This is a genomic window from Brevundimonas sp., assembly GCF_016742135.1.
Classification (GTDB): Bacteria; Pseudomonadota; Alphaproteobacteria; order Caulobacterales; family Caulobacteraceae; genus Brevundimonas.
In genome coordinates this window covers 156,847-173,676 of record NZ_JACVCG010000005.1, presented here as the reverse complement: position 1 = coordinate 173,676, position 16,830 = coordinate 156,847, and the positions used below count along the sequence as shown (strand labels likewise).

General features: G+C 67.0%; 20 protein-coding genes. 12 read left to right on the top strand and 8 right to left on the bottom strand.

The window, feature by feature from the left end:
- Positions 1-101 precede the first annotated feature (101 nt).
- Genes IBJ06_RS11865 through IBJ06_RS11855 form a run of 3 tightly spaced genes read left to right on the top strand, consistent with a single transcriptional unit; the run spans position 102 to position 3,569 of the window.
- Complete coding sequence (locus IBJ06_RS11865) at positions 102-1,586, top strand: CpaF family protein (protein ID WP_292160770.1); 1,485 nt, start codon at positions 102-104, stop codon at positions 1,584-1,586.
- Between the two features lie 5 nt (positions 1,587-1,591).
- Positions 1,592-2,569, top strand: a complete 978-nt coding sequence (locus IBJ06_RS11860; protein ID WP_292160574.1) for a type II secretion system F family protein — start codon at positions 1,592-1,594, stop codon at positions 2,567-2,569.
- Between the two features lie 28 nt (positions 2,570-2,597).
- On the top strand, positions 2,598-3,569 hold the full coding sequence (locus tag IBJ06_RS11855) for a type II secretion system F family protein (RefSeq protein ID WP_292160573.1): 972 nt from the start codon (positions 2,598-2,600) through the stop codon (positions 3,567-3,569).
- Between the two features lie 3 nt (positions 3,570-3,572).
- Here IBJ06_RS11855 and IBJ06_RS11850 read toward each other — a convergent pair whose 3' ends face one another.
- From IBJ06_RS11850 to dapE, 3 genes are all read right to left on the bottom strand, one after another.
- The gene (locus IBJ06_RS11850; protein WP_292160572.1) at positions 3,573-4,004 is read right to left on the bottom strand and encodes an SRPBCC domain-containing protein; all 432 of its coding nucleotides are present in this window, start codon (positions 4,002-4,004) and stop codon (positions 3,573-3,575) included.
- 52 nt (positions 4,005-4,056) lie between these two features.
- Positions 4,057-5,352 carry an MFS transporter gene (locus IBJ06_RS11845; protein WP_292160571.1) on the bottom strand — a complete coding sequence of 432 codons (1,296 nt, stop codon included), beginning with the start codon at positions 5,350-5,352 and terminating at the stop codon, positions 4,057-4,059.
- Between the two features lie 90 nt (positions 5,353-5,442).
- The gene (gene dapE / locus IBJ06_RS11840; protein ID WP_292160570.1) at positions 5,443-6,603 is read right to left on the bottom strand and encodes a succinyl-diaminopimelate desuccinylase; all 1,161 of its coding nucleotides are present in this window, start codon (positions 6,601-6,603) and stop codon (positions 5,443-5,445) included.
- 43 nt (positions 6,604-6,646) lie between these two features.
- Between dapE and IBJ06_RS11835 the strand changes: the two genes are divergently transcribed.
- Together IBJ06_RS11835 and IBJ06_RS11830 are read left to right on the top strand one after the other, a co-directional pair.
- Positions 6,647-7,117, top strand: coding sequence for a cupin domain-containing protein (locus IBJ06_RS11835; protein WP_292160568.1), 471 nt, complete (start codon positions 6,647-6,649; stop codon positions 7,115-7,117).
- On the top strand, positions 7,114-8,382 hold the full coding sequence (locus tag IBJ06_RS11830) for an MFS transporter (RefSeq protein WP_292160566.1): 1,269 nt from the start codon (positions 7,114-7,116) through the stop codon (positions 8,380-8,382). Before IBJ06_RS11835 ends, IBJ06_RS11830 begins: the two co-directional genes overlap by 4 nt.
- Positions 8,383-8,517: 135 nt before the next feature.
- On the opposite strand, the gene IBJ06_RS11825 is transcribed toward IBJ06_RS11830, so the two are convergent.
- Positions 8,518-9,543 (bottom strand): 2'-deoxycytidine 5'-triphosphate deaminase, encoded by a 1,026-nt coding sequence (locus IBJ06_RS11825; protein WP_292160564.1) that lies wholly within the window; start codon positions 9,541-9,543, stop codon positions 8,518-8,520.
- An 84-nt stretch (positions 9,544-9,627) separates the two neighbouring features.
- Here IBJ06_RS11825 and apaG point away from each other — a divergent pair, with 84 nt between their 5' ends.
- A complete protein-coding gene (apaG, locus tag IBJ06_RS11820) occupies positions 9,628-10,032 on the top strand; it encodes a Co2+/Mg2+ efflux protein ApaG (protein WP_292160562.1) in 405 nt (134 codons plus the stop codon).
- A gap of 199 nt (positions 10,033-10,231) precedes the next feature.
- On the opposite strand, the gene IBJ06_RS11815 is transcribed toward apaG, so the two are convergent.
- Positions 10,232-10,750: a GcrA family cell cycle regulator gene (locus IBJ06_RS11815; RefSeq protein WP_292160560.1), complete on the bottom strand. Its 519-nt coding sequence runs from the start codon at positions 10,748-10,750 to the stop codon at positions 10,232-10,234.
- A 210-nt stretch (positions 10,751-10,960) separates the two neighbouring features.
- Between IBJ06_RS11815 and IBJ06_RS11810 the strand changes: the two genes are divergently transcribed.
- The 6 genes from IBJ06_RS11810 to IBJ06_RS11785 all read left to right on the top strand — a co-directional run bounded on the left by IBJ06_RS11810 (position 10,961) and on the right by IBJ06_RS11785 (position 15,828).
- On the top strand, positions 10,961-11,809 hold the full coding sequence (locus IBJ06_RS11810) for an ABC transporter permease (protein ID WP_292160558.1): 849 nt from the start codon (positions 10,961-10,963) through the stop codon (positions 11,807-11,809).
- 136 nt (positions 11,810-11,945) lie between these two features.
- Complete coding sequence (locus tag IBJ06_RS11805; protein ID WP_292160767.1) at positions 11,946-13,118, top strand: aspartate aminotransferase family protein; 1,173 nt, start codon at positions 11,946-11,948, stop codon at positions 13,116-13,118.
- A 40-nt stretch (positions 13,119-13,158) separates the two neighbouring features.
- A complete protein-coding gene (locus IBJ06_RS11800) occupies positions 13,159-13,566 on the top strand; it encodes a GxxExxY protein (protein WP_292160556.1) in 408 nt (135 codons plus the stop codon).
- A gap of 94 nt (positions 13,567-13,660) precedes the next feature.
- A complete protein-coding gene (argF, locus tag IBJ06_RS11795) occupies positions 13,661-14,581 on the top strand; it encodes an ornithine carbamoyltransferase (protein WP_292160554.1) in 921 nt (306 codons plus the stop codon).
- A 94-nt stretch (positions 14,582-14,675) separates the two neighbouring features.
- On the top strand, positions 14,676-15,032 hold the full coding sequence (locus IBJ06_RS11790) for a hypothetical protein (RefSeq protein ID WP_292160552.1): 357 nt from the start codon (positions 14,676-14,678) through the stop codon (positions 15,030-15,032).
- A gap of 382 nt (positions 15,033-15,414) precedes the next feature.
- The gene (locus tag IBJ06_RS11785; RefSeq protein ID WP_292160550.1) at positions 15,415-15,828 is read left to right on the top strand and encodes a hypothetical protein; all 414 of its coding nucleotides are present in this window, start codon (positions 15,415-15,417) and stop codon (positions 15,826-15,828) included.
- A gap of 3 nt (positions 15,829-15,831) precedes the next feature.
- On the opposite strand, the gene IBJ06_RS11780 is transcribed toward IBJ06_RS11785, so the two are convergent.
- From IBJ06_RS11780 to IBJ06_RS11770, 3 genes are read right to left on the bottom strand one after another with little or no spacing between them, the layout of a single operon-like run.
- Complete coding sequence (locus tag IBJ06_RS11780) at positions 15,832-16,035, bottom strand: hypothetical protein (protein WP_292160548.1); 204 nt, start codon at positions 16,033-16,035, stop codon at positions 15,832-15,834.
- Positions 16,035-16,544 carry a pyridoxamine 5'-phosphate oxidase family protein gene (locus tag IBJ06_RS11775; protein WP_292160546.1) on the bottom strand — a complete coding sequence of 170 codons (510 nt, stop codon included), beginning with the start codon at positions 16,542-16,544 and terminating at the stop codon, positions 16,035-16,037. Before IBJ06_RS11775 ends, IBJ06_RS11780 begins: the two co-directional genes overlap by 1 nt.
- A 59-nt stretch (positions 16,545-16,603) precedes the next feature.
- Positions 16,604-16,801 (bottom strand): hypothetical protein, encoded by a 198-nt coding sequence (locus IBJ06_RS11770; protein WP_292160543.1) that lies wholly within the window; start codon positions 16,799-16,801, stop codon positions 16,604-16,606.
- Positions 16,802-16,830 lie beyond the last annotated feature (29 nt).

Here is a 16,830-nt window from a genome sequence, read left to right as displayed (position 1 = left end):
CCCCGGCTGCGCCGGTCCAGCCTGCGCCCCACGCACCAAAGCCCGGCATCCAGACCGAGGCCTTTGCCTTCGGCTTCGACGAGGCCGAGATCCCGCAGGAGATCCAGACCGCCGACGCGCCCGCAGCCCGTCCGCCGTCAGAGCAGGTGGATCGCCTGGACGCCCTGGCACAACGCCCGCAGGCGCGCCCCGCGAGCAAGCCCCAGAGCGCCGCGCCCGACGCCTCCCGCGCCCGGGGGCCCGGCCCCCGCGCGACCCCCGCCTTCGAGCAGATGAAGAAGGTCCAGACGGTCACCGAGATCGTCCGGGAGCAGTCCGACTATTACCACGCGACGAAGACGACCATCTTCAACGCCTTGATGAACACCATCGACCTGTCCCAGCTGGCCCAGCTGGACCAGAAAGCGGCGTCCGAGGAAATCCGCGACATCGTCGCCGAACTGGTGGCGATCAAGAATGTCTCCATGTCGGTGGCCGAGCAGGAGCATCTGGTCCAGGACATCGTCAATGATGTGCTGGGCTACGGTCCGCTGGAGCCGCTGCTGGCGCGCGACGACATCGCCGACATCATGGTCAATGGCGCGGGACGGGTCTTCATCGAGGTCGGCGGCAAGGTCCAGCTGACCAATGTCCGCTTCCGGGACAACACCCAGCTGATGAACATCTGCCAGCGGATCGTGTCCCAGGTCGGCCGCCGCGTCGACGAAAGCAGCCCGATCTGCGACGCCCGCCTGCCCGACGGCTCGCGCGTCAACGTCATCGCCCCCCCGCTGGCCATCGACGGCGCAACCCTGACGATCCGGAAGTTCAAGAAAGACAAGCTGACGATGAAGAATCTGGTGGAGTACAACTCCATCAGTCCCGAGGGTGCCCGGGTACTGGGCGTGATCGGCGCGTCGCGCTGTAACCTCGTCATCTCGGGCGGCACGGGCTCGGGCAAGACGACCCTGCTGAACACCCTGACCGCCTTCATCGACCCGACCGAGCGGGTCATCACCTGCGAGGACGCCGCCGAACTGCAGCTGCAGCAGCCGCATGTGGTGCGTCTCGAAACCCGGCCGCCGAACCTTGAGGGCCAGGGCCAGATCACCATGCGCGATCTGGTCAAGAACTGTCTGCGGATGCGCCCCGAGCGGATCATCGTCGGTGAGGTGCGCGGCCCGGAAGCCTTCGACCTGCTGCAGGCCATGAACACCGGCCACGACGGCTCGATGGGCACGCTGCACGCCAACAGCCCGCGCGAGGCCATCAGCCGGATGGAGTCCATGATCACCATGGGCGGCTATGGACTTCCGTCCAAGACCATCCGCGAGATGATCGTCGGCTCGGTCGACGTCATCATCCAGGCGGCCCGCCTGCGCGATGGCTCGCGCCGCATCACCCACATCACCGAGGTGGTGGGTCTGGAGGGCGATGTGATCGTCACCCAGGACCTGTTCGTCTATGAGATCACCGGCGAGGACGAGAACGGCAAGATCATCGGCCGTCACCGCTCGACCGGCATCGCCCGTCCACGCTTCTGGGATCGCGCACGATATTACGGCCTTGAGCGCGAGCTGGCCGAAGCCCTCGACGCGGCGGAGTAGCGCCGATGCTGGCCCTTCTTGCCGCGGTTCTCGCCTTCATCACCATCGGCTCGGTCGGCTGGGTGCTGGTCGGCGGTGACGACTCCAGCGCCCAGGCGGTCAAGCGCGCCCAGACCTTTGGCGGTCCCAAGGTCGACAACGGGCGTCTGAAGAAGCCGGCCACCGCCAACACCCCTGAGGCCCGCCGCAAGCAGATCGTCGATCAGCTGCAGGAGGCCGACCGCGCCGACCGCAAGGCCCGCATGTCGCTGAAGGCGCGCATCCGCCATGCGGGGCTGAACCTGACCGTCCGGACCTTCTGGCTGATCAGCGGCGGCCTGGGCGTGACGACCCTTCTGATGGCGCTGATGTTCGGCCTGAACATCCTGCTGGCACTGGGTCTGGCGCTGGTCTTCGGGCTGGGCCTGCCGCGCTGGGTGCTGTCCTTCCTGGCCAAGGGACGGATGAAGAAATTCTCCGGCCAGTTCGCCGACGCCGTCGACGTCATTGTGCGCGGTATCAAGTCGGGTCTGCCGGTCCACGACTGCTTCAAGATCATCGCCCGCGAGAGCCCGTCCCCGCTCGGGCCCGAGTTCCAGCGGCTGGTCGAGGGGCTGGGCGTCGGCCTGACGCTGTCTGAGGCGCTCAACAAGATGTATGAGCGCATGCCCACGCCCGAGCTGAAATTCTTTTCGATCGTCATGGCCATCCAGCAGAAGACGGGCGGCAACCTGGCCGAGGCGCTGAGCAATCTGTCGACGGTGCTGCGCGCCCGGCGGATGATGGGCGAGAAGATCAAGGCCCTGTCGTCCGAAGCCACGGCTTCGGCCGGCATCATCGGCTCGTTGCCGCCGGCGGTGATGATCCTCGTGACGCTGACGACCCCGGCCTACATGATGATCCTGTTCACCGACCCGCGGGGTCAGTTCATGCTTCTGGTGGCCGTGGCGATGATGTCCCTGGGCATCTTCGTCATGAAGAAGATGATCTCGTTCAAGTTCTGATGGGCCCGGCTTTCATGGACACGCCCGCATGATCGCGTTTCTGACAGACCCCCAGAATCTGCTCAGTCTCGGCGTCGCTGTGGCCGTGTTCGCCACGGTCTTCACCCTGCTGTCCTCGATGGGCGGCGGGGTCGGGCTGGACAAGCGGATGAAGGCGGTCGCCGCGCGCCGCGAGGACCTGAAGCGGCGGTCGCGACAGGCCCTGGCCAGCCAGGGCGGCAGCCTCCGGCAATCGGACGAAGGGTTCAAGAAGCGGGTCGTCGATCAGCTGAACCTGACCAAGCTGCTGGAAGACCCCAAGGTCGCCGAAAAGATGACCCAGGCGGGCTATCGCGGACCCCGGCCGCTGACGACCTTCTACTTCTTCCGCTTCTCCATGCCGTTCATCTTCATGGCGGTGGTGACCTTCTACCTGTTCGTGTTCAACGATTTCGGCCTGCCGGTCATGACCCGGATCACGGCCGTCATGGCGGCGGCGGTGGCCGGCTTCTATGCGCCGAACCTCTATCTCTCGAACCGCATCTCCAAGCGCCGCACCTCGATCATGCAGGCCTTTCCCGATGCACTGGACCTGCTGCTGATCTGTGTCGAGGCGGGCATGTCGATCGAGGCGGCGGTGCAAAAGGTCAGCCAGGAAATCGGTGCCTCCTCCATCGACCTGGCGGAGGAACTGACCCTGTTGTCGGCCGAGCTCAGCTATCTGCCGGACCGGCGGCTGGCCTATGAGGGTCTGGCCAAACGCACCAACCACCCGGGCATCCGCTCGGTGGCCACGGCCATGACCCAGGCCGAGACCTATGGCACGCCGCTGGGCACGGCCCTCCGCACCATGGCCAAGGAAAACCGCGACCTGCGCCTGTCGGCCGCGGAAAAGAAGGCCGCGGCCCTGCCGGCCAAGCTGACCGTGCCGATGATCCTGTTCTTCCTGCCGGTGCTGTTCATCGTCATCCTGACGCCGGCGATCATCAACATCCAGGACACGATGGCCAGGGGCGGCTGACGCTCAGCCCTGTTCGGCGACGACCTTCAGCCGGTCGCAGATTTCGCCCAGCGCCTCGCGGATGCCCCGGCGGTGCTTGTCCATGAACAGTTCGCCCCGGAGCCCCTGGAACATCATGCCGGTGGCCAGGATGCAGGAGCCCTTGTCCAGTTCCTCGATCTCGAAATAGCGCACGGTCGAGAACAGCCAGCCCCGCTTTTCCACCCAGATCAGCTGGGCCAGCGGCTGCCACTCGTTCAGGCGGCCCTCGACCCGCCGCGCGGGCGGGCCCGGCCAGCTTTCGGTCAGGCGAAAGGGCGCGCCGAAGCCCAGGGTACCCTCAACGTCAGTCTCATAGGGGTTCCAGCGGCTCCAGCCGGGGAAGTCGACCAGCACGTCCCACAGGCGGTCGGGCGTCGCCTGGATGCCCACTCGTTTTTCAATGCGTGTATCCATGGCCGGGGGTGTGCCACGAGACGCCCCCTCTGACCATACTGTCAGACTACCGTCAGCGACTGCCTTCGGGGCCGGGCTGGGACGCGGGTGGGGTGCCGGGCGCGGGCGTCTCGTCCCGGTCCGGCAGGTCCTCCGGCCCGAACCGCAGAACGGGGCTGAGGAAACAGCCGATCAGGGCGGCAAGGCCCAGGATCACATTGAAGATGAAGGGGGCGGGCTCCGCCAGTTCATAGAGGCCGACACCGATCAGGGGCGGGGCCAGAAAGCTGAGGCCGGCCAGCGACATCATCAGGCCCGCGACCGCGCCCTGCTCATGCGGGCCGACCGACAGCGACGATCCGGCGGTAAAGCCCGGCCGGGCAAAGCCGACGCCCATCGACACCACGGCATAGCCGACCACCACGCCGAAAAAACCGGGCGAGGCGATGCTCATGGCATTGCCGACCAGGGCCAGGCCCGCGCCCCAGCGAATCAGGTCGCGCGGCTGCATCTTCAGCATGGGGATCAGGCCCCACTGGACCATCAGGGTGGCGGCGGCCCCGGCCAGCATGGCCACGCCGATGAAGGGCTGGGCCTGGGACGGGGCCAGGCCCTCGACCGCCAGCTCGTCGATGACGTGAAAGCCGAGGACGGAGATGTTGATGGCCTGCACCGCCATCAGGGCCGTGCCGTAAAGCAGATAGTCCTTGATGCGCGGATCGCGCCACAGGCCCCGGCCGGGGTCTCGCAGCCGGTCGGTCGGCTGGCGGACCACATCGCCACTGGGCAGGTAGCGCCACACCGCCCACAGCACGACCGCGCCCATGGCGGCGAAGGCATAGAGAGGCCCCGCCAGCCCGACGAGCGGCAGGACGAAGAAGGGCGCCAGCGCCGGGCCGACGACGGTGCCCAGCCCCTGGGCCGAGGCCAGCCAGCTCATCGCCTGGGTCCGCTCGGCGGCGGTTGTCCGGTCGGCGACATAGGCCTGGGAGGCAATAGGGGCTGCCGAGCCGAACAGGCCATAGACGGTGCGGGCCACCACCATCAGGGAGAAGGCCACGATCGCCAGAAGCCAGCCCTCGAGCCCCGCCGTGGCGGCGAGGCCGAAGCCGCTCATCGACAGGATGAAGCCGCCGAGGCCGATCAGGATGACCCGCTTGCGCCCCAGCCGGTCCGACAGACGCGCCCAGACCGGCGAGGTCAGGGTCCACATCAGCGCCGAGATGGCAAAGGCCCCGGCCACGAGTGTGTCGGACAGCTCGAACGCCCGCCCCAGCGCCGGCAGGACCGACTGCAGCGCCATATTACCCGCCGCCGCGATCAGGCTGACCGCGAACAAAAGCATGAAGGTGGGGCTCTTGAGGTTCACGCTCCCTCGATAGGCCCGGGGGCAGCGCCGTGGCCAGTCTCAGGATGCCGGGGGCGGATCAATTCGTGTGGCGTCGGGTTTCCGGCGGGGTCAGGCTGTCCGCGCGAACCAGGTGCGGATCACGGCGGTGTAGATATCGGTCAGGGACTCCAGCTGGGCGACCGGCACCTGTTCGTCGATCTGGTGCATGGTCTGGCCGACCAGACCCAGCTCCAGAACCGGGCAGAGCGCGCGGATGAAGCGGGCGTCGGAGGTGCCGCCGGTGGTCGAGCTTTCGGGTCGGATGCCCTCGACATCCTCTACGGCGGCCTCGACAGCCTCGACCAGCGGGCCCCGGTCAGTTAGAAAGGCGTCGCCCGAGCACAGATGCTCCAGCGAAATGGCCAGACCGGTCTCGGCTGCGACCGCCTGCGCCTGTTCGTCCAGCCAGGCGATCAGGTCATCGCCGGTGTGGGTCGGATTGAAGCGGATGTTCAGCCGGGCCGTCGCCTCGGCCGGAATGACGTTGGAGGCGGGATTGCCGACGTCGACCGTGGTGATCTCCAGATTGGAGGGCGGGAACTCGGGATAGCCGTCGTCCAGATGCGCCTCGGCCAGCCGGTTCAGCAGGCGGACCAGCACCGGCACCGGATTGGCGGCCCGGTCGGGATAGGCGACGTGGCCCTGACGGCCCTTGACCGTGATCCAGCTGTTCAGCGAGCCGCGCCGCCCGACCTTGATCATGTCGCCGAGCCGTTGGGAGGAGGAGGGCTCGCCCACCACACAGGCGTCGATCCGCTCGCCCTCGGCCATGAGCTGCTCAACGACCAGTTTGGTGCCGTGCAGGGCGGGGCCCTCCTCGTCGCCGGTGATCAGGAAGGACAGCGAGCCGGGCACGCCGCCCGCGGCCAGAATGCGCGAGACGGCAGCGACCCAGCAGGCGATGCCGCCCTTCATGTCCACGGCGCCCCGGCCATACAGCACGCCGTCACGGACCTCGGCGGCAAAGGGATCGTGCGACCAGGCGGCAACCGTGCCGGTCGGCACCACATCGGTGTGGCCGGCGAAGCAGAGGTTGGGGCCATCGCTGCCCCGCCGCGCATAGAGGTTCGGCGTGCCCTCGAACGGCATATCGCGGCAGGTGAAGCCCAGCCCCTCCAGCGCCGCTTTCAGCGTCGCCATCGCCCCGGCATCGACCGGGGTGACGGACGGACTGCGGATCAGGTCGCGGGTCAGGTCGACGGGATCGATCAGGCGGGCTGGTGCGTGCATGGCTCCATGCTTTAGGAGGTGTCAGCACCTGCGAGAAGACCCCATGCCCCGCATCGATCTGAACACCGCCCCCCGGGCCGATGGCACCACCTACCCCGAGGAACACGCCGGACCGTGCAAGGCGCGTCGGCGACTGCGCCTGGGCGATGCCGTGGGGCTGGACCAGTTCGGCGTGAACCATCTGACCCTGCCGCCCGGCGCCTGGTCCAGCCAGCGCCACTGGCATGCGGGCGAGGACGAATTCGTCTGGGTGCTGTCGGGCGAGGTGGTGCTGGTGGAAGACGAGGGCGAGACGATCCTGCGCGCCGGCGACTGCGCCGGGTTCAAGGCGGGGGTCAAAAACGGCCACAAGCTGGAGAACCGCAGCGACGCCGACGCCGTCCTGCTGGAGGTCGGCACGCGGAAGCCGGGCGGGGACCACGGCGAATATCCCGACATAGACATGACCTTCCGCTCGGGCGTGTTCTCGCACCGCGACGGCACGCCCTATCCCAAGGCTGATCGCCGGACGTGACCGACGAGCGACCCGACGCCTCCCCGTTGAGCGAAGGCCCGGCCAGTCCCTGGTCGGTGCCTGATTTCCGCTGGCTGTGGCTGGGGCGGCTGAGTGCTGTGCTGGGCATCCAGATCCAGTCCTCGGCCCTGTTGTGGCAGGTCTATGAGATCGCCCGGCGCGACCATCCGATCGAACAGGCCAGCCTGTATCTGGGGCTGGTGGGGCTGGCGCAATTCCTGCCGCTGCTGGCCCTGACCCTGCCGGCCGGAGCCATGGCCGACCGGCGCGACCGCAAGACGACGGTCATCCTGTCCATTCTGGTCGAGGGCAGCTGTGCGGCCGCCTTCCTCGCGCTGGCGCTCCGGGGCGATCCACCGCTGTGGGGGCTGCTGGCCATTGCCGCCGTCTTTGGTGCGGCACGCGCGTTTCTGGCTCCCGCAACCCAGGCCTTCCTGCCCATGGTGGTTGGACGCCGGGCGCTGGCCCCGGCCATTGCCGCCCAGTCGATCGCCTTTCAGACCGGGGCCATCGCCGGGCCGGCGCTGGGCGGGCTGATCGTCGGCCTGTCGGTGCCGCTGGCCTATGGGGTGTCGGCGGCGATGTTTGCGGTGGCGGTCACCTCGCTCTTGCTGATCCGCACCTCGGGTCGCCCGCCGGTCATCCAGACGGGGCTGACGCGGCTGCAGGCCGTGACCGAGGGCCTGCGCTATGTGTGGAAGACCAAGATTGTGCTGGGCGCCATTTCGCTGGATCTGGTGGTGGTCATGTTTGCGGGGGTGGCCCTGCTGACCCCGGTGTTCGCGCGCGACATTCTGCATGTGGGGGCGCTGGGGTTCGGCCTGCTGCGTGCCTCCTTCGGGGTCGGGGCGCTGTTGATGGCGGTCTGGCTCAGCCGGTTTCCGATCACGCGGAATGGCGGCACCTGGATGCTGGCGGCGGTCGCCGTGTTTGGCCTCTGCACCCTGACCTTCGGCCTGTCGCGGATGGCCTGGCTGTCGGCGCTGGTGCTGCTGATCGGCGGTGCCGCCGATATGATCAGCGTCAACATCCGCCAGACCCTGATCCAGCTGGCCACGCCGGATCATATGCGCGGCCGCGTCAGCTCGGTCTCCATGCTGTTCATCGGCGCCTCCAACGAACTGGGCGAGGCCTATTCCGGCGTGATGGTGCGGATCCTCGGCCCCGTGGGCGCGGCGGTATTCGGCGGGTTCGGCGCGCTGGCCTCGACGGGCATCTGGGCCAGGATGTTCCCGGATTTGCGCAAGGCGGACAGGCTGGAGTGATCCTCCCCTGCGTAGCGGGGGAGGGGGACCACGCAGTGGTGGAGGGGGCGAAATACAAGCGGTCCGGATCGGGCTTGCCCCCTCCACCGCCTTCGGCGGTCCCCCTCCCCCATACGCTTCGCTAGGGGGAGGATATCAAGCCCGGAAATGCTTGCTGAGCTTCAGGCCCTGGCTCTGGTAGTGGCTGCCGCCTTCGCCGTAGAGGCGGTCGGGGCGTTCGGTCAGGGGTTCATAGACCAGGCGGGCGACGATCTGGCCGTGTTCCAGCATGAAGGGGGTGTCGTGGGTGCGGACCTCGAGCACGCCTTTCGAGCCCGCACCGTGCGCCTCGTCGGTGCCGAAGCCGGGGTCGAAGAAGCCGGCATAGTGGACGCGGAACTCGCCGACCGAGGGGTCGATGGGGGTCATTTCGGCGGCCTGGTCGACCGGGATCTCGACGGCTTCGCGCGAGGCCAGAATGTAGAATTCGCCGGGGTCCAGCATCAGCTCGCCGCGTTGGGCGCGCAGCGGCTCCCAGAAGTCGGCGGGGTCGTGGCCGTTGACCTTGTCCAGATCGATCAGTCCGGCGTGGCGACGCCCGCGATAGCCGACGATGCCGCCCTCATTCTCGAAGGCCAGATCGACGCCGACGCTGCGGGTTTCCAGACGCGGCGGCTCGCCCGCCTTGAGCCGCAGCTGGTTCAGCCGGGTGCCGGGCCGCACCAGCACGGAAAAGGTCTGGGGCGCGATCTCCAGATAGAGGGGCCCGTCATAGCCCTCGGCCACATCGTCAAAGGTGGCGCCTCGGTCGGTCATCAGGCGGACGAACACATCGACGCGGCCGGTCGAGCTTTTCGGATTGGCGCGGGCGACGACGCCCTTCGGCAGGCTGAGCCGCTCCTGCAGCTTGACGATATAGACGCAGCCCTTTTCCAGCACCGCCCCGCCGTCGAGGTCGATGGTGTGCATGACCACATCCTGGATGCGGGTCTCGACCGTGCGCTCGCCCGGCAGGAAGGAGGCGCGCACCCGCCAGCCCCGGTCGGACAGGCGCAGGTCGAGGCTGGCGGGCTGGACCTGATCCGCATCAAAGGGCGTGTCCGAGGTCACGGCGCCGGCGGCGATCAGGGTGTCGATGGCCTGGCAGGGCAGGATGCCGGGGCGGGAAGCGGTAAAGGTCATGGCCCCAGTCTTCCACGGATTTCCGGGCGAGTCGTCAAGCTGAAACGGCTTGCGGCGCGCGCGCGGCGGGGCGAGCATGGGGGCATGTATGAGAGTGCCGCCTATACCGCCGAAACCCGGGGCGTCCGCGTCAAGGTCCAGCCCAGCTATCTGGCCGGGCGCTCGAACCCCGATGAGGGCCTGTGGGTCTGGGCCTATCAGATCGAGATCGTCAATCTGACCGGGGTGCCGGTGCAGCTCAAGTCGCGCCACTGGATCATCACCGATGCCACGGGCCGCGAAGAGGTGGTGATCGGCGACGGCGTGGTCGGCGAACAGCCGGTCATCGCGCCCGGCGACAGCCACAGCTATGCCTCGGGCTGTCCGCTGCCGACGCCCTCGGGGTCGATGCGCGGAAGTTATGTGATGGAAACGCCCGACGGCGAACGGTTCGAGGCGGAAATCCCCGCCTTCAGCCTGGATGTGCCGGGCGCCCGAACGCTGAACTAGCGCGCTCAAGCAGCGAGCCGCCGCGCGGCGAGCGTTAGCGCCCCAAATTTTCGAGGCCGGGGCTGCGTCAACCCGGAGAACCGCAGCCCCGCCCCCCGAAGGCTCGCCCGGCGCGAACACGCCAGACGAGGGGGTGGTGGCCCCACAGCCGCTCGCCGCGCTCAAGCAGCGAGCCTCCGCGAGGCGAGCGATAGCGCGCTTAAATGTACCGCCGAAGCGAACGGGCCAGGTCCGTGCTGCCGTCCTTGCCGCCGCGCTTGACCTGGGGCTGGTAGGCGACCCGGGCGTGCTCGACGCAATAGACGCCTTCCGAGGCGCGGCGACCGCAGAAGCTGAACTCGGTCGAGGACGGATCGCCGATCGGCCATTTGCACATATGGGCGCCCAGGGTCATGACCGTGGCGGTACCCGGCAGCTCGGGCGCGGGCTCGGGCCGTGGCGGGGCGACGGGTCGCGGCTGGGCGGCCTCGATCCGGCGCGGGGCCGAGGGCTGGGCCGGGGCGGGGGCCGCCGCGCGCGGGCGGGTCGGGCGATAGGTGGTGCGGGCCGGCTGGCTGGGCGCGGCCCGCCCCGACAGGCCCAGACGGTGCACCTTGCCGATCACGGCATTGCGGGTGACCCCGCCGCCCAGCGCCTTGGCGATCTGGCTGGCCGACTGTCCCTCAAGCCAGAGCTTGGTCAGTGCGCCAACGCGGTCCTCGGTCCAGCCTGCGGTCATGCCATCCTCCCGGTGTGGTCGATCAATATCTTGCGTCGGGTGCCATCTCATGAGCGCCTGACCCACAACCAGTCGTAAACCTCTCGTTAACAGACGCAAGATGTGCGATTCGGAGTGTCCACAGAAACCACATCTTGAATCAGTGTTCGGTGAGGCCGCTGTGCCCCTCGCGCCTTGAACCGGGGCGGTATCGGGCGCATCTGGCCGGACATGACCGAACACGCGCCCTCGACCCTCGTTGACCTTGCCACCGCCGATGCCGCCAAGGGCCCGCCCGTGCCGCGCCGCTATGCCGGGATCAACGGCATCGGGGTCTGGACGCTGTATCTGCGCGAGGTGCGCCGCTTCTGGAAGGTCGGGGCCCAGACGGTCGCCGCCCCGGTGGTGACGACGCTGCTCTATATGCTGGTGTTCGTGGTGGCGTTCGAGGGCGGACGACCGCCGCTGCACGGCACGCCGTTTGCCGAATTCGTGGCGCCGGGCCTGATCATGATGGCCATGCTGAACAACGCCTTTGCCAACTCCTCCTCCAGCCTGATCCAGGCCAAGATCATGGGCACGGCCACCGACTTCCTGACCCCGCCGCTCAGCCCGCTGGAGCTGACCATCGGCTTTACCCTGGGCGCCGCGACGCGGGGGCTGGTGGTCGGACTGGTGACCGCGCTGTGCGTGCTGCCGTTTGCGCAGCTGCAGATCCAGAACCTCGGCCTGATCCTGTGGTTCGGCCTTTGCGCCTGCCTGCTGATGGGGATGGTCGGGGTCCTGGCCGGCCTGTGGAGCGAGAAGTTCGACCAGCTGTCGGCGGTGCAGAATTTCGTGGTCATGCCGCTGACCTTCCTGTCGGGGGCCTTCTATCTGGTCGAGCGCCTGCCCGAGCCGTTCGCCACCTTCAGCCGCTTCAACCCCTTCTTCTATCTGATCGACGGATTCCGGGCGGGTTTCATCGGCCAGGCCGAGAGCAATCTGCTGATCGGCGGAGCGGCCGCGGGCGTGCTGACCGTGGTGTTCGCCGTGATCTGCTGGGCCGTGCTCCGCTCGGGCTGGCGGCTGAAGAGCTGAGCGGGCGTATCCGGGCCGGTGTTGACTAAGCCCGGGCGGAGGCGGACAAGGCGAAGGTCTGTTTCATCGGTCCCGGTGCCGTCCGTGCGCCGGGGCCTTCGTCTTTTGGAGGTCTGATCCCGTGTCCAGCCATCTGATGGGTGTCTACAACCGCGCGCCGCTGGCCGTGGACCATGGCAAGGGGTCGCGCCTGTATGCGACGGACGGCACCGTCTATCTGGACTGCGTCTCGGGCATTTCGACCAATGCCCTGGGCCACGCCCACCCCCGGCTGGTGCAGGCGGTCAAGGACCAGGCCGAAAAGCTGTGGCACGTCTCGAACATCTTCCGCATTCCGGGTCAGGAAGAACTGGCCGACCGGCTTTGCGCCGACAGCTTTGCCGATGCGGTGTTCTTCACCAACTCGGGCTCGGAAGCGGTCGAGTGCGCGCTGAAAACCGCCCGCAAATATCACCACGCCAACGGCCAGCCCGAGCGGATCGAGATCTACGGCTTTGACGGCTCGTTCCACGGCCGCACCTATGGCGCCATCAATGCGGCCGGCAATCCCAACTATGTCGAGGGGTTCGGCCCGCGCCTGCCCGGCTATTCGCAGCTGACCTTCGGCGACCATGAGGCGATCAAGGCGGCCATCGCCCGGCCGGACACGGCGGCCATCATCCTCGAGCCCGTGCAGGGCGAGGGCGGGGCGCGCTCGGTGCCCGAAGTCTGCCTGCGCGGCCTGCGCGAGCTGTGCGACGAACACGGCGTGCTGATCATCTTTGACGAGGTCCAGTGCGGCATGGGCCGGACGGGCAAGCTGTGGGCCCATGAATGGGCCGGCATGGCGCCCGACATCATGGCCATCGCCAAGGCGCTGGGCGGCGGCTTCCCGATCGGGGCGTGCCTGGCCTCGGAAAAGGCGGCCAGGGGCATGACGGTCGGGGTGCACGGCTCGACCTTTGGCGGCAATCCGCTGGCCATGGCGGTGGGCCTGGCCGCCTATGACGAGATCTCGAAGCCCGAGACGCTTGAGAATGTGCGCGAGATCGCCGGCTATCTGAAGCAGCAGCTGGCCGGTCTGCAGGAGCGCTACCCCGATGTGATCGAGGATGTGCGCGGCAAGGGCCTGCTGATCGGGGTCAAGCTCAAGCCCAACAACCGCGAATTCATGGGCTGGGCCCGCGACGAGGCCCGGCTGCTGGTGGCCGGCGGCGGCGACAACTGCGTGCGCATGCTGCCCCCCCTCAACTTCACCCGCGAAGACGCCGCCGACGCCATCGCGCGGTTCGAGCGGACCTGTGAATTCGCGCGGTCCAAGGCCGGCTGACGGGTGAGGCAGGTTCGGTTCTTCACGGAGGACACGGGGGATGCACGGAGAGCACAGAGATCGCGAGCCGATCCCCGCCGCTGTGAACGACGTCGGCACCGCCGTTTTGAAGGCAGCCTTCTCTGTTCATGACTCTCTTGGGCCGGGCCTTCTGGAGTCAGTTTACGAGCATTGCCTGGCAGAGGAATTGCAGAGCGCGGGCCTGGCGACGGAGCGACAGGTAGGCGTACCCGTCAGCTATCGTGATGCTCGACTTGATGTCGGATTTCGCATCGATGTTCTGGTCGAGCGTTCGGTCGTCGTTGAAATCAAGGCGATCGACGCCCTGGCGTCGATCCATTCGGCTCAGGTTCTGACTTACCTGAGATTTTCAGGAGTGCGTCTCGGCTATCTGGTAAACTTCAACTCCGTGCGACTTAAGGACGGCATCCGCAGGCTTGTCCTTTGAAGTCGAGCGATACCCCCTCCGTGCCCTCCGTGTCTCCTCCGTGCTCTCTGTGATGAACCCCTTCTACGCCGCCCCCCTTTCCTCCCGCCCCTGAATGCCCATGACCCGACATTTTCTCGACATTTCCCGGCTGCCGGCCGAAGACCTGCGGGCCATTCTGGATGATGCCCATGCCCGCAAGGCGGCGCGCAAGGGCAGGCCGAAGGGCTGGGTCGATGCCGATGCGCCGGCGCGCGACCATGTGCTGGCGATGATCTTCGAGAAGAATTCGACCCGCACCCGGTTCAGCTTCGATGCCGCCATCCGCCAGCTGGGCGGATCGTCGATCATCGCCACGGCGTCGGACATGCAGCTGGGCCGGGGCGAGCCGGTCGAGGATACGGCGCGGGTGCTGTCGCGCATGGTCGATGCGGTGATGATCCGCGCCAATGACCATGAGGACGTCGAACGCTTTGCCCGTTTTTCGACCGTGCCGGTGATCAATGGCCTGACCGACCGCAGCCACCCCTGCCAGATCCTGGCCGACCTGATGACCATCGAGGAGCATCGCGGCCCGATCGCCGGCAAGACCGTGGCCTGGGTCGGGGACGGCAACAACGTCTGCCACAGCTTCATGCATGCCGCGCAGAAGCTGGGCTTTCACCTGAATGTGGCCTGCCCGCCGGAATACCATCCCGACCTGCGCGACCTGACCATTGGCGGGCCATCCGTGACCCTGACCTCTGACCCGCAGGAAGCCGTGCGCGGCGCCGATGTGGTGGTCACCGACACCTGGGTGTCGATGGGCGACAAGGACTATGAGGACCGGCTGGAAGCCTTCGAAGGCTATACGGTCGATGATGCCCTGATGAACGAAGCCGCGCCGGATGCCGTCTTCCTGCACTGCCTGCCCGCCCACCGGGGCGAGGAGGTCACCGACGCCGTGATCGACGGCCCCCGCTCGCTGGTCTGGGACGAGGCCGAAAACCGCATCCACGCGCAGAAGGCCGTGCTGGCCTGGTGCCTGGCGGGCTGAGGTCCTCGCGTCATTGTTACCTGCTACGCAGGCGTTGTGATTTCAGGTTGCGTTCCCGGGAGGGCAGGGTCTCTTCTCATTCATGGAAGCGCGCATGACCGACACCGGTCCGGGAACAACTGTGGACGACATCGTTGTCACCGGCCAGCGCGCCCGCGGGGCGTCGCCCTTCGCGGGCCTGCAATGGCCGTCGCGCGGCGGCGGAGGCAACCAGCAACTGGGATTGGGGGACGATGAAACCGGCGGCGGCCTGGAGCTTTCGGATGAGGAGCAGCAGTGCGCGACCGAGGAAAGCCGTCGGCAGTGGAATGCGGATGCCCGCGCGGCGGAAGCGGTAAGGCAGTTTCTGGATGAAGCGCTTCGATTGTTCGGTGAGAACGATTTAGCCAACCGCGAATTCGGCGCTCTCTTGTGTGATACAGGAGGTGGTATGTCGTCTTGGGGCCAATAGTTTCCGGCCCGCCGGTTATGGATGAGAACGGCCAGCCACTGGTGTATGGGGGCGGGCGGCCAACGATGGATATTCCACCCGGGGGCTGCGGAGCCGGGATGGTGGTGGGCAGTGTCCATAGCCATCTGTCTCCGGGTTCGTCGATCCCTTCTAACTTCGATTTTGCACATGCCCGGTGGCATAATGAACATAATGGAGCGCCCTCGAATTTCGGCATTTACATCGTGAGTCTCTTGCCCAACCCTGTGACTGGTTTGCCCGAGTATGGCGTCTCTCGGGCTGAGATCAGCGACGAGGAAGCGGCAGGTGCCGGAACGCTGGAGCCAACCAAGGTTAACCCGCAGGCGCAACCGTGCCCCGGAAGTGGAGGGGATGCCTAGGCATGTGGATCGGCATTCTTGCAGTCATTGCCTTCGTCTCTCCCCCCAGATCGGGTTGGGTTGATGCGGGCTACGAAGGCCGTGATCGTGTCGCGGTCAGTATTATGGCCTTGCCAAATGAACCCATCGAGCAGTTCTCGACAAGCTATGTCGCCGTGCCGCCCCAGCCCGCCTCTCGTCCCCGTCGCTACGTTCTTTGGCTGTCATCGTGGGATTGCGTGGCGGGGACACGGCACAGGCTCTGGCGCATTGACTATAGTCCGCATCATGATCCACGGCGGACAAGGCTTAACGAAAAGGTCGAGGCTGCGACAGACAATCCCGTCGTGGCGCGGCAGCTGAATATCCTGTGCAACTGGCGCGAGCTGACAAACGACGACGTCATGTCAATCGCCGCCTTCGTCGCGGCCGACTGAGCCTCAGACGCGGGGTTCGTCCGGCGGCCCGCGGCGCTTTCCGAAGGTGCCCTTGTGCCAGGCGAGGATGCCCAGATAGCCGAGGATGGCGCCGACGATCAGGCCGATCAGTCCATCGAAGATCGCCGACCCGATCAGGGCGGCGGCGATCAGCAGCAGCCAGTCGGTCGTGCGGAACGCCTTCAGATGGGCGCGGATTTCGTCCATCAGCGGGTGCCTCCCAGATCGACGTCGGCGACGCCACCGCTGTCGGGGGTGGTCTTTGTGATGTTGGCCTTCAGGATCTCATAGGCAAAGCCGAAGGTGCCCTTGTCGGCCACCCAGATACGGCCGTCGCCCGGCGCGAACTGCAGCAGCGTCAGATGGGGATCGTCCTTGCCCTCCGGATACCATGCGGCGACGACCGGGTTCCACCAGCGGTCGATCTTCTCGCGGTCATGGCGGCGTGTCAGCGTGCCGTGGATACAGGCGAACACATGCTGGTCCTTCGCCGCATAGGTGAACATGGCCGTGGCCCCCGTCCCGGTGTCGCGGACCAGATCGGTGTCGTCGCGGGAGAAGAACCAGATGGTGTCGGTCTGGTCATCGTGGAACGCGGTCATCGGCTGGCTGTGATAGCCCGGGCGGTCCAGTCCCAGCATGCCGGTGTTGGACTTTTTCAGGTGACGCCAGAATTCGATTTCGGCATCGGCGGGGCTGAGGCGGGTATCGGACATGCGGTTACTCCTGTTCCGGGGATGGGAAGAGAACAGGAGAGGAAGGCCTGCGGTTCCGTTCAGCTTCGGCCGGTCACCAGCCAGACCAGATGGACGATGAGGGCGAGCGCGATGGCCGCCGATACCACCATCAGAAAGCGCCATGGCACCAGACGGGGGCCACGGATCAGGTCGGGCGGGCGGGCGCCCCGCCATCCGGCGAACAGGCCAAAGGCCACCACGGCGATCAGCCAGAGAAGGGACGGGATCAGCGACATCGGGGCCCGGTCTTTACCAGAGAGTTAAT

Coding starts and splice junctions, on each gene's coding strand:
- IBJ06_RS11860 (WP_292160574.1), top strand. CDS start 1,592: ATGCTGGCCCTTCTTGCCGCGGTTCTCGCCTTCATCACCATCGGCTCG.
- IBJ06_RS11855 (WP_292160573.1), top strand. CDS start 2,598: ATGATCGCGTTTCTGACAGACCCCCAGAATCTGCTCAGTCTCGGCGTC.
- IBJ06_RS11850 (WP_292160572.1), bottom strand. CDS start 4,004: ATGGATACACGCATTGAAAAACGAGTGGGCATCCAGGCGACGCCCGAC.
- dapE (WP_292160570.1), bottom strand. CDS start 6,603: ATGCACGCACCAGCCCGCCTGATCGATCCCGTCGACCTGACCCGCGAC.
- IBJ06_RS11835 (WP_292160568.1), top strand. CDS start 6,647: ATGCCCCGCATCGATCTGAACACCGCCCCCCGGGCCGATGGCACCACC.
- IBJ06_RS11825 (WP_292160564.1), bottom strand. CDS start 9,543: ATGACCTTTACCGCTTCCCGCCCCGGCATCCTGCCCTGCCAGGCCATC.
- apaG (WP_292160562.1), top strand. CDS start 9,628: ATGTATGAGAGTGCCGCCTATACCGCCGAAACCCGGGGCGTCCGCGTC.
- IBJ06_RS11815 (WP_292160560.1), bottom strand. CDS start 10,750: ATGACCGCAGGCTGGACCGAGGACCGCGTTGGCGCACTGACCAAGCTC.
- IBJ06_RS11810 (WP_292160558.1), top strand. CDS start 10,961: ATGACCGAACACGCGCCCTCGACCCTCGTTGACCTTGCCACCGCCGAT.
- IBJ06_RS11805 (WP_292160767.1), top strand. CDS start 11,946: ATGGGTGTCTACAACCGCGCGCCGCTGGCCGTGGACCATGGCAAGGGG.
- IBJ06_RS11800 (WP_292160556.1), top strand. CDS start 13,159: ATGCACGGAGAGCACAGAGATCGCGAGCCGATCCCCGCCGCTGTGAAC.
- argF (WP_292160554.1), top strand. CDS start 13,661: ATGCCCATGACCCGACATTTTCTCGACATTTCCCGGCTGCCGGCCGAA.
- IBJ06_RS11790 (WP_292160552.1), top strand. CDS start 14,676: ATGACCGACACCGGTCCGGGAACAACTGTGGACGACATCGTTGTCACC.
- IBJ06_RS11785 (WP_292160550.1), top strand. CDS start 15,415: ATGTGGATCGGCATTCTTGCAGTCATTGCCTTCGTCTCTCCCCCCAGA.
- IBJ06_RS11780 (WP_292160548.1), bottom strand. CDS start 16,035: ATGGACGAAATCCGCGCCCATCTGAAGGCGTTCCGCACGACCGACTGG.
- IBJ06_RS11775 (WP_292160546.1), bottom strand. CDS start 16,544: ATGTCCGATACCCGCCTCAGCCCCGCCGATGCCGAAATCGAATTCTGG.
- IBJ06_RS11770 (WP_292160543.1), bottom strand. CDS start 16,801: ATGTCGCTGATCCCGTCCCTTCTCTGGCTGATCGCCGTGGTGGCCTTT.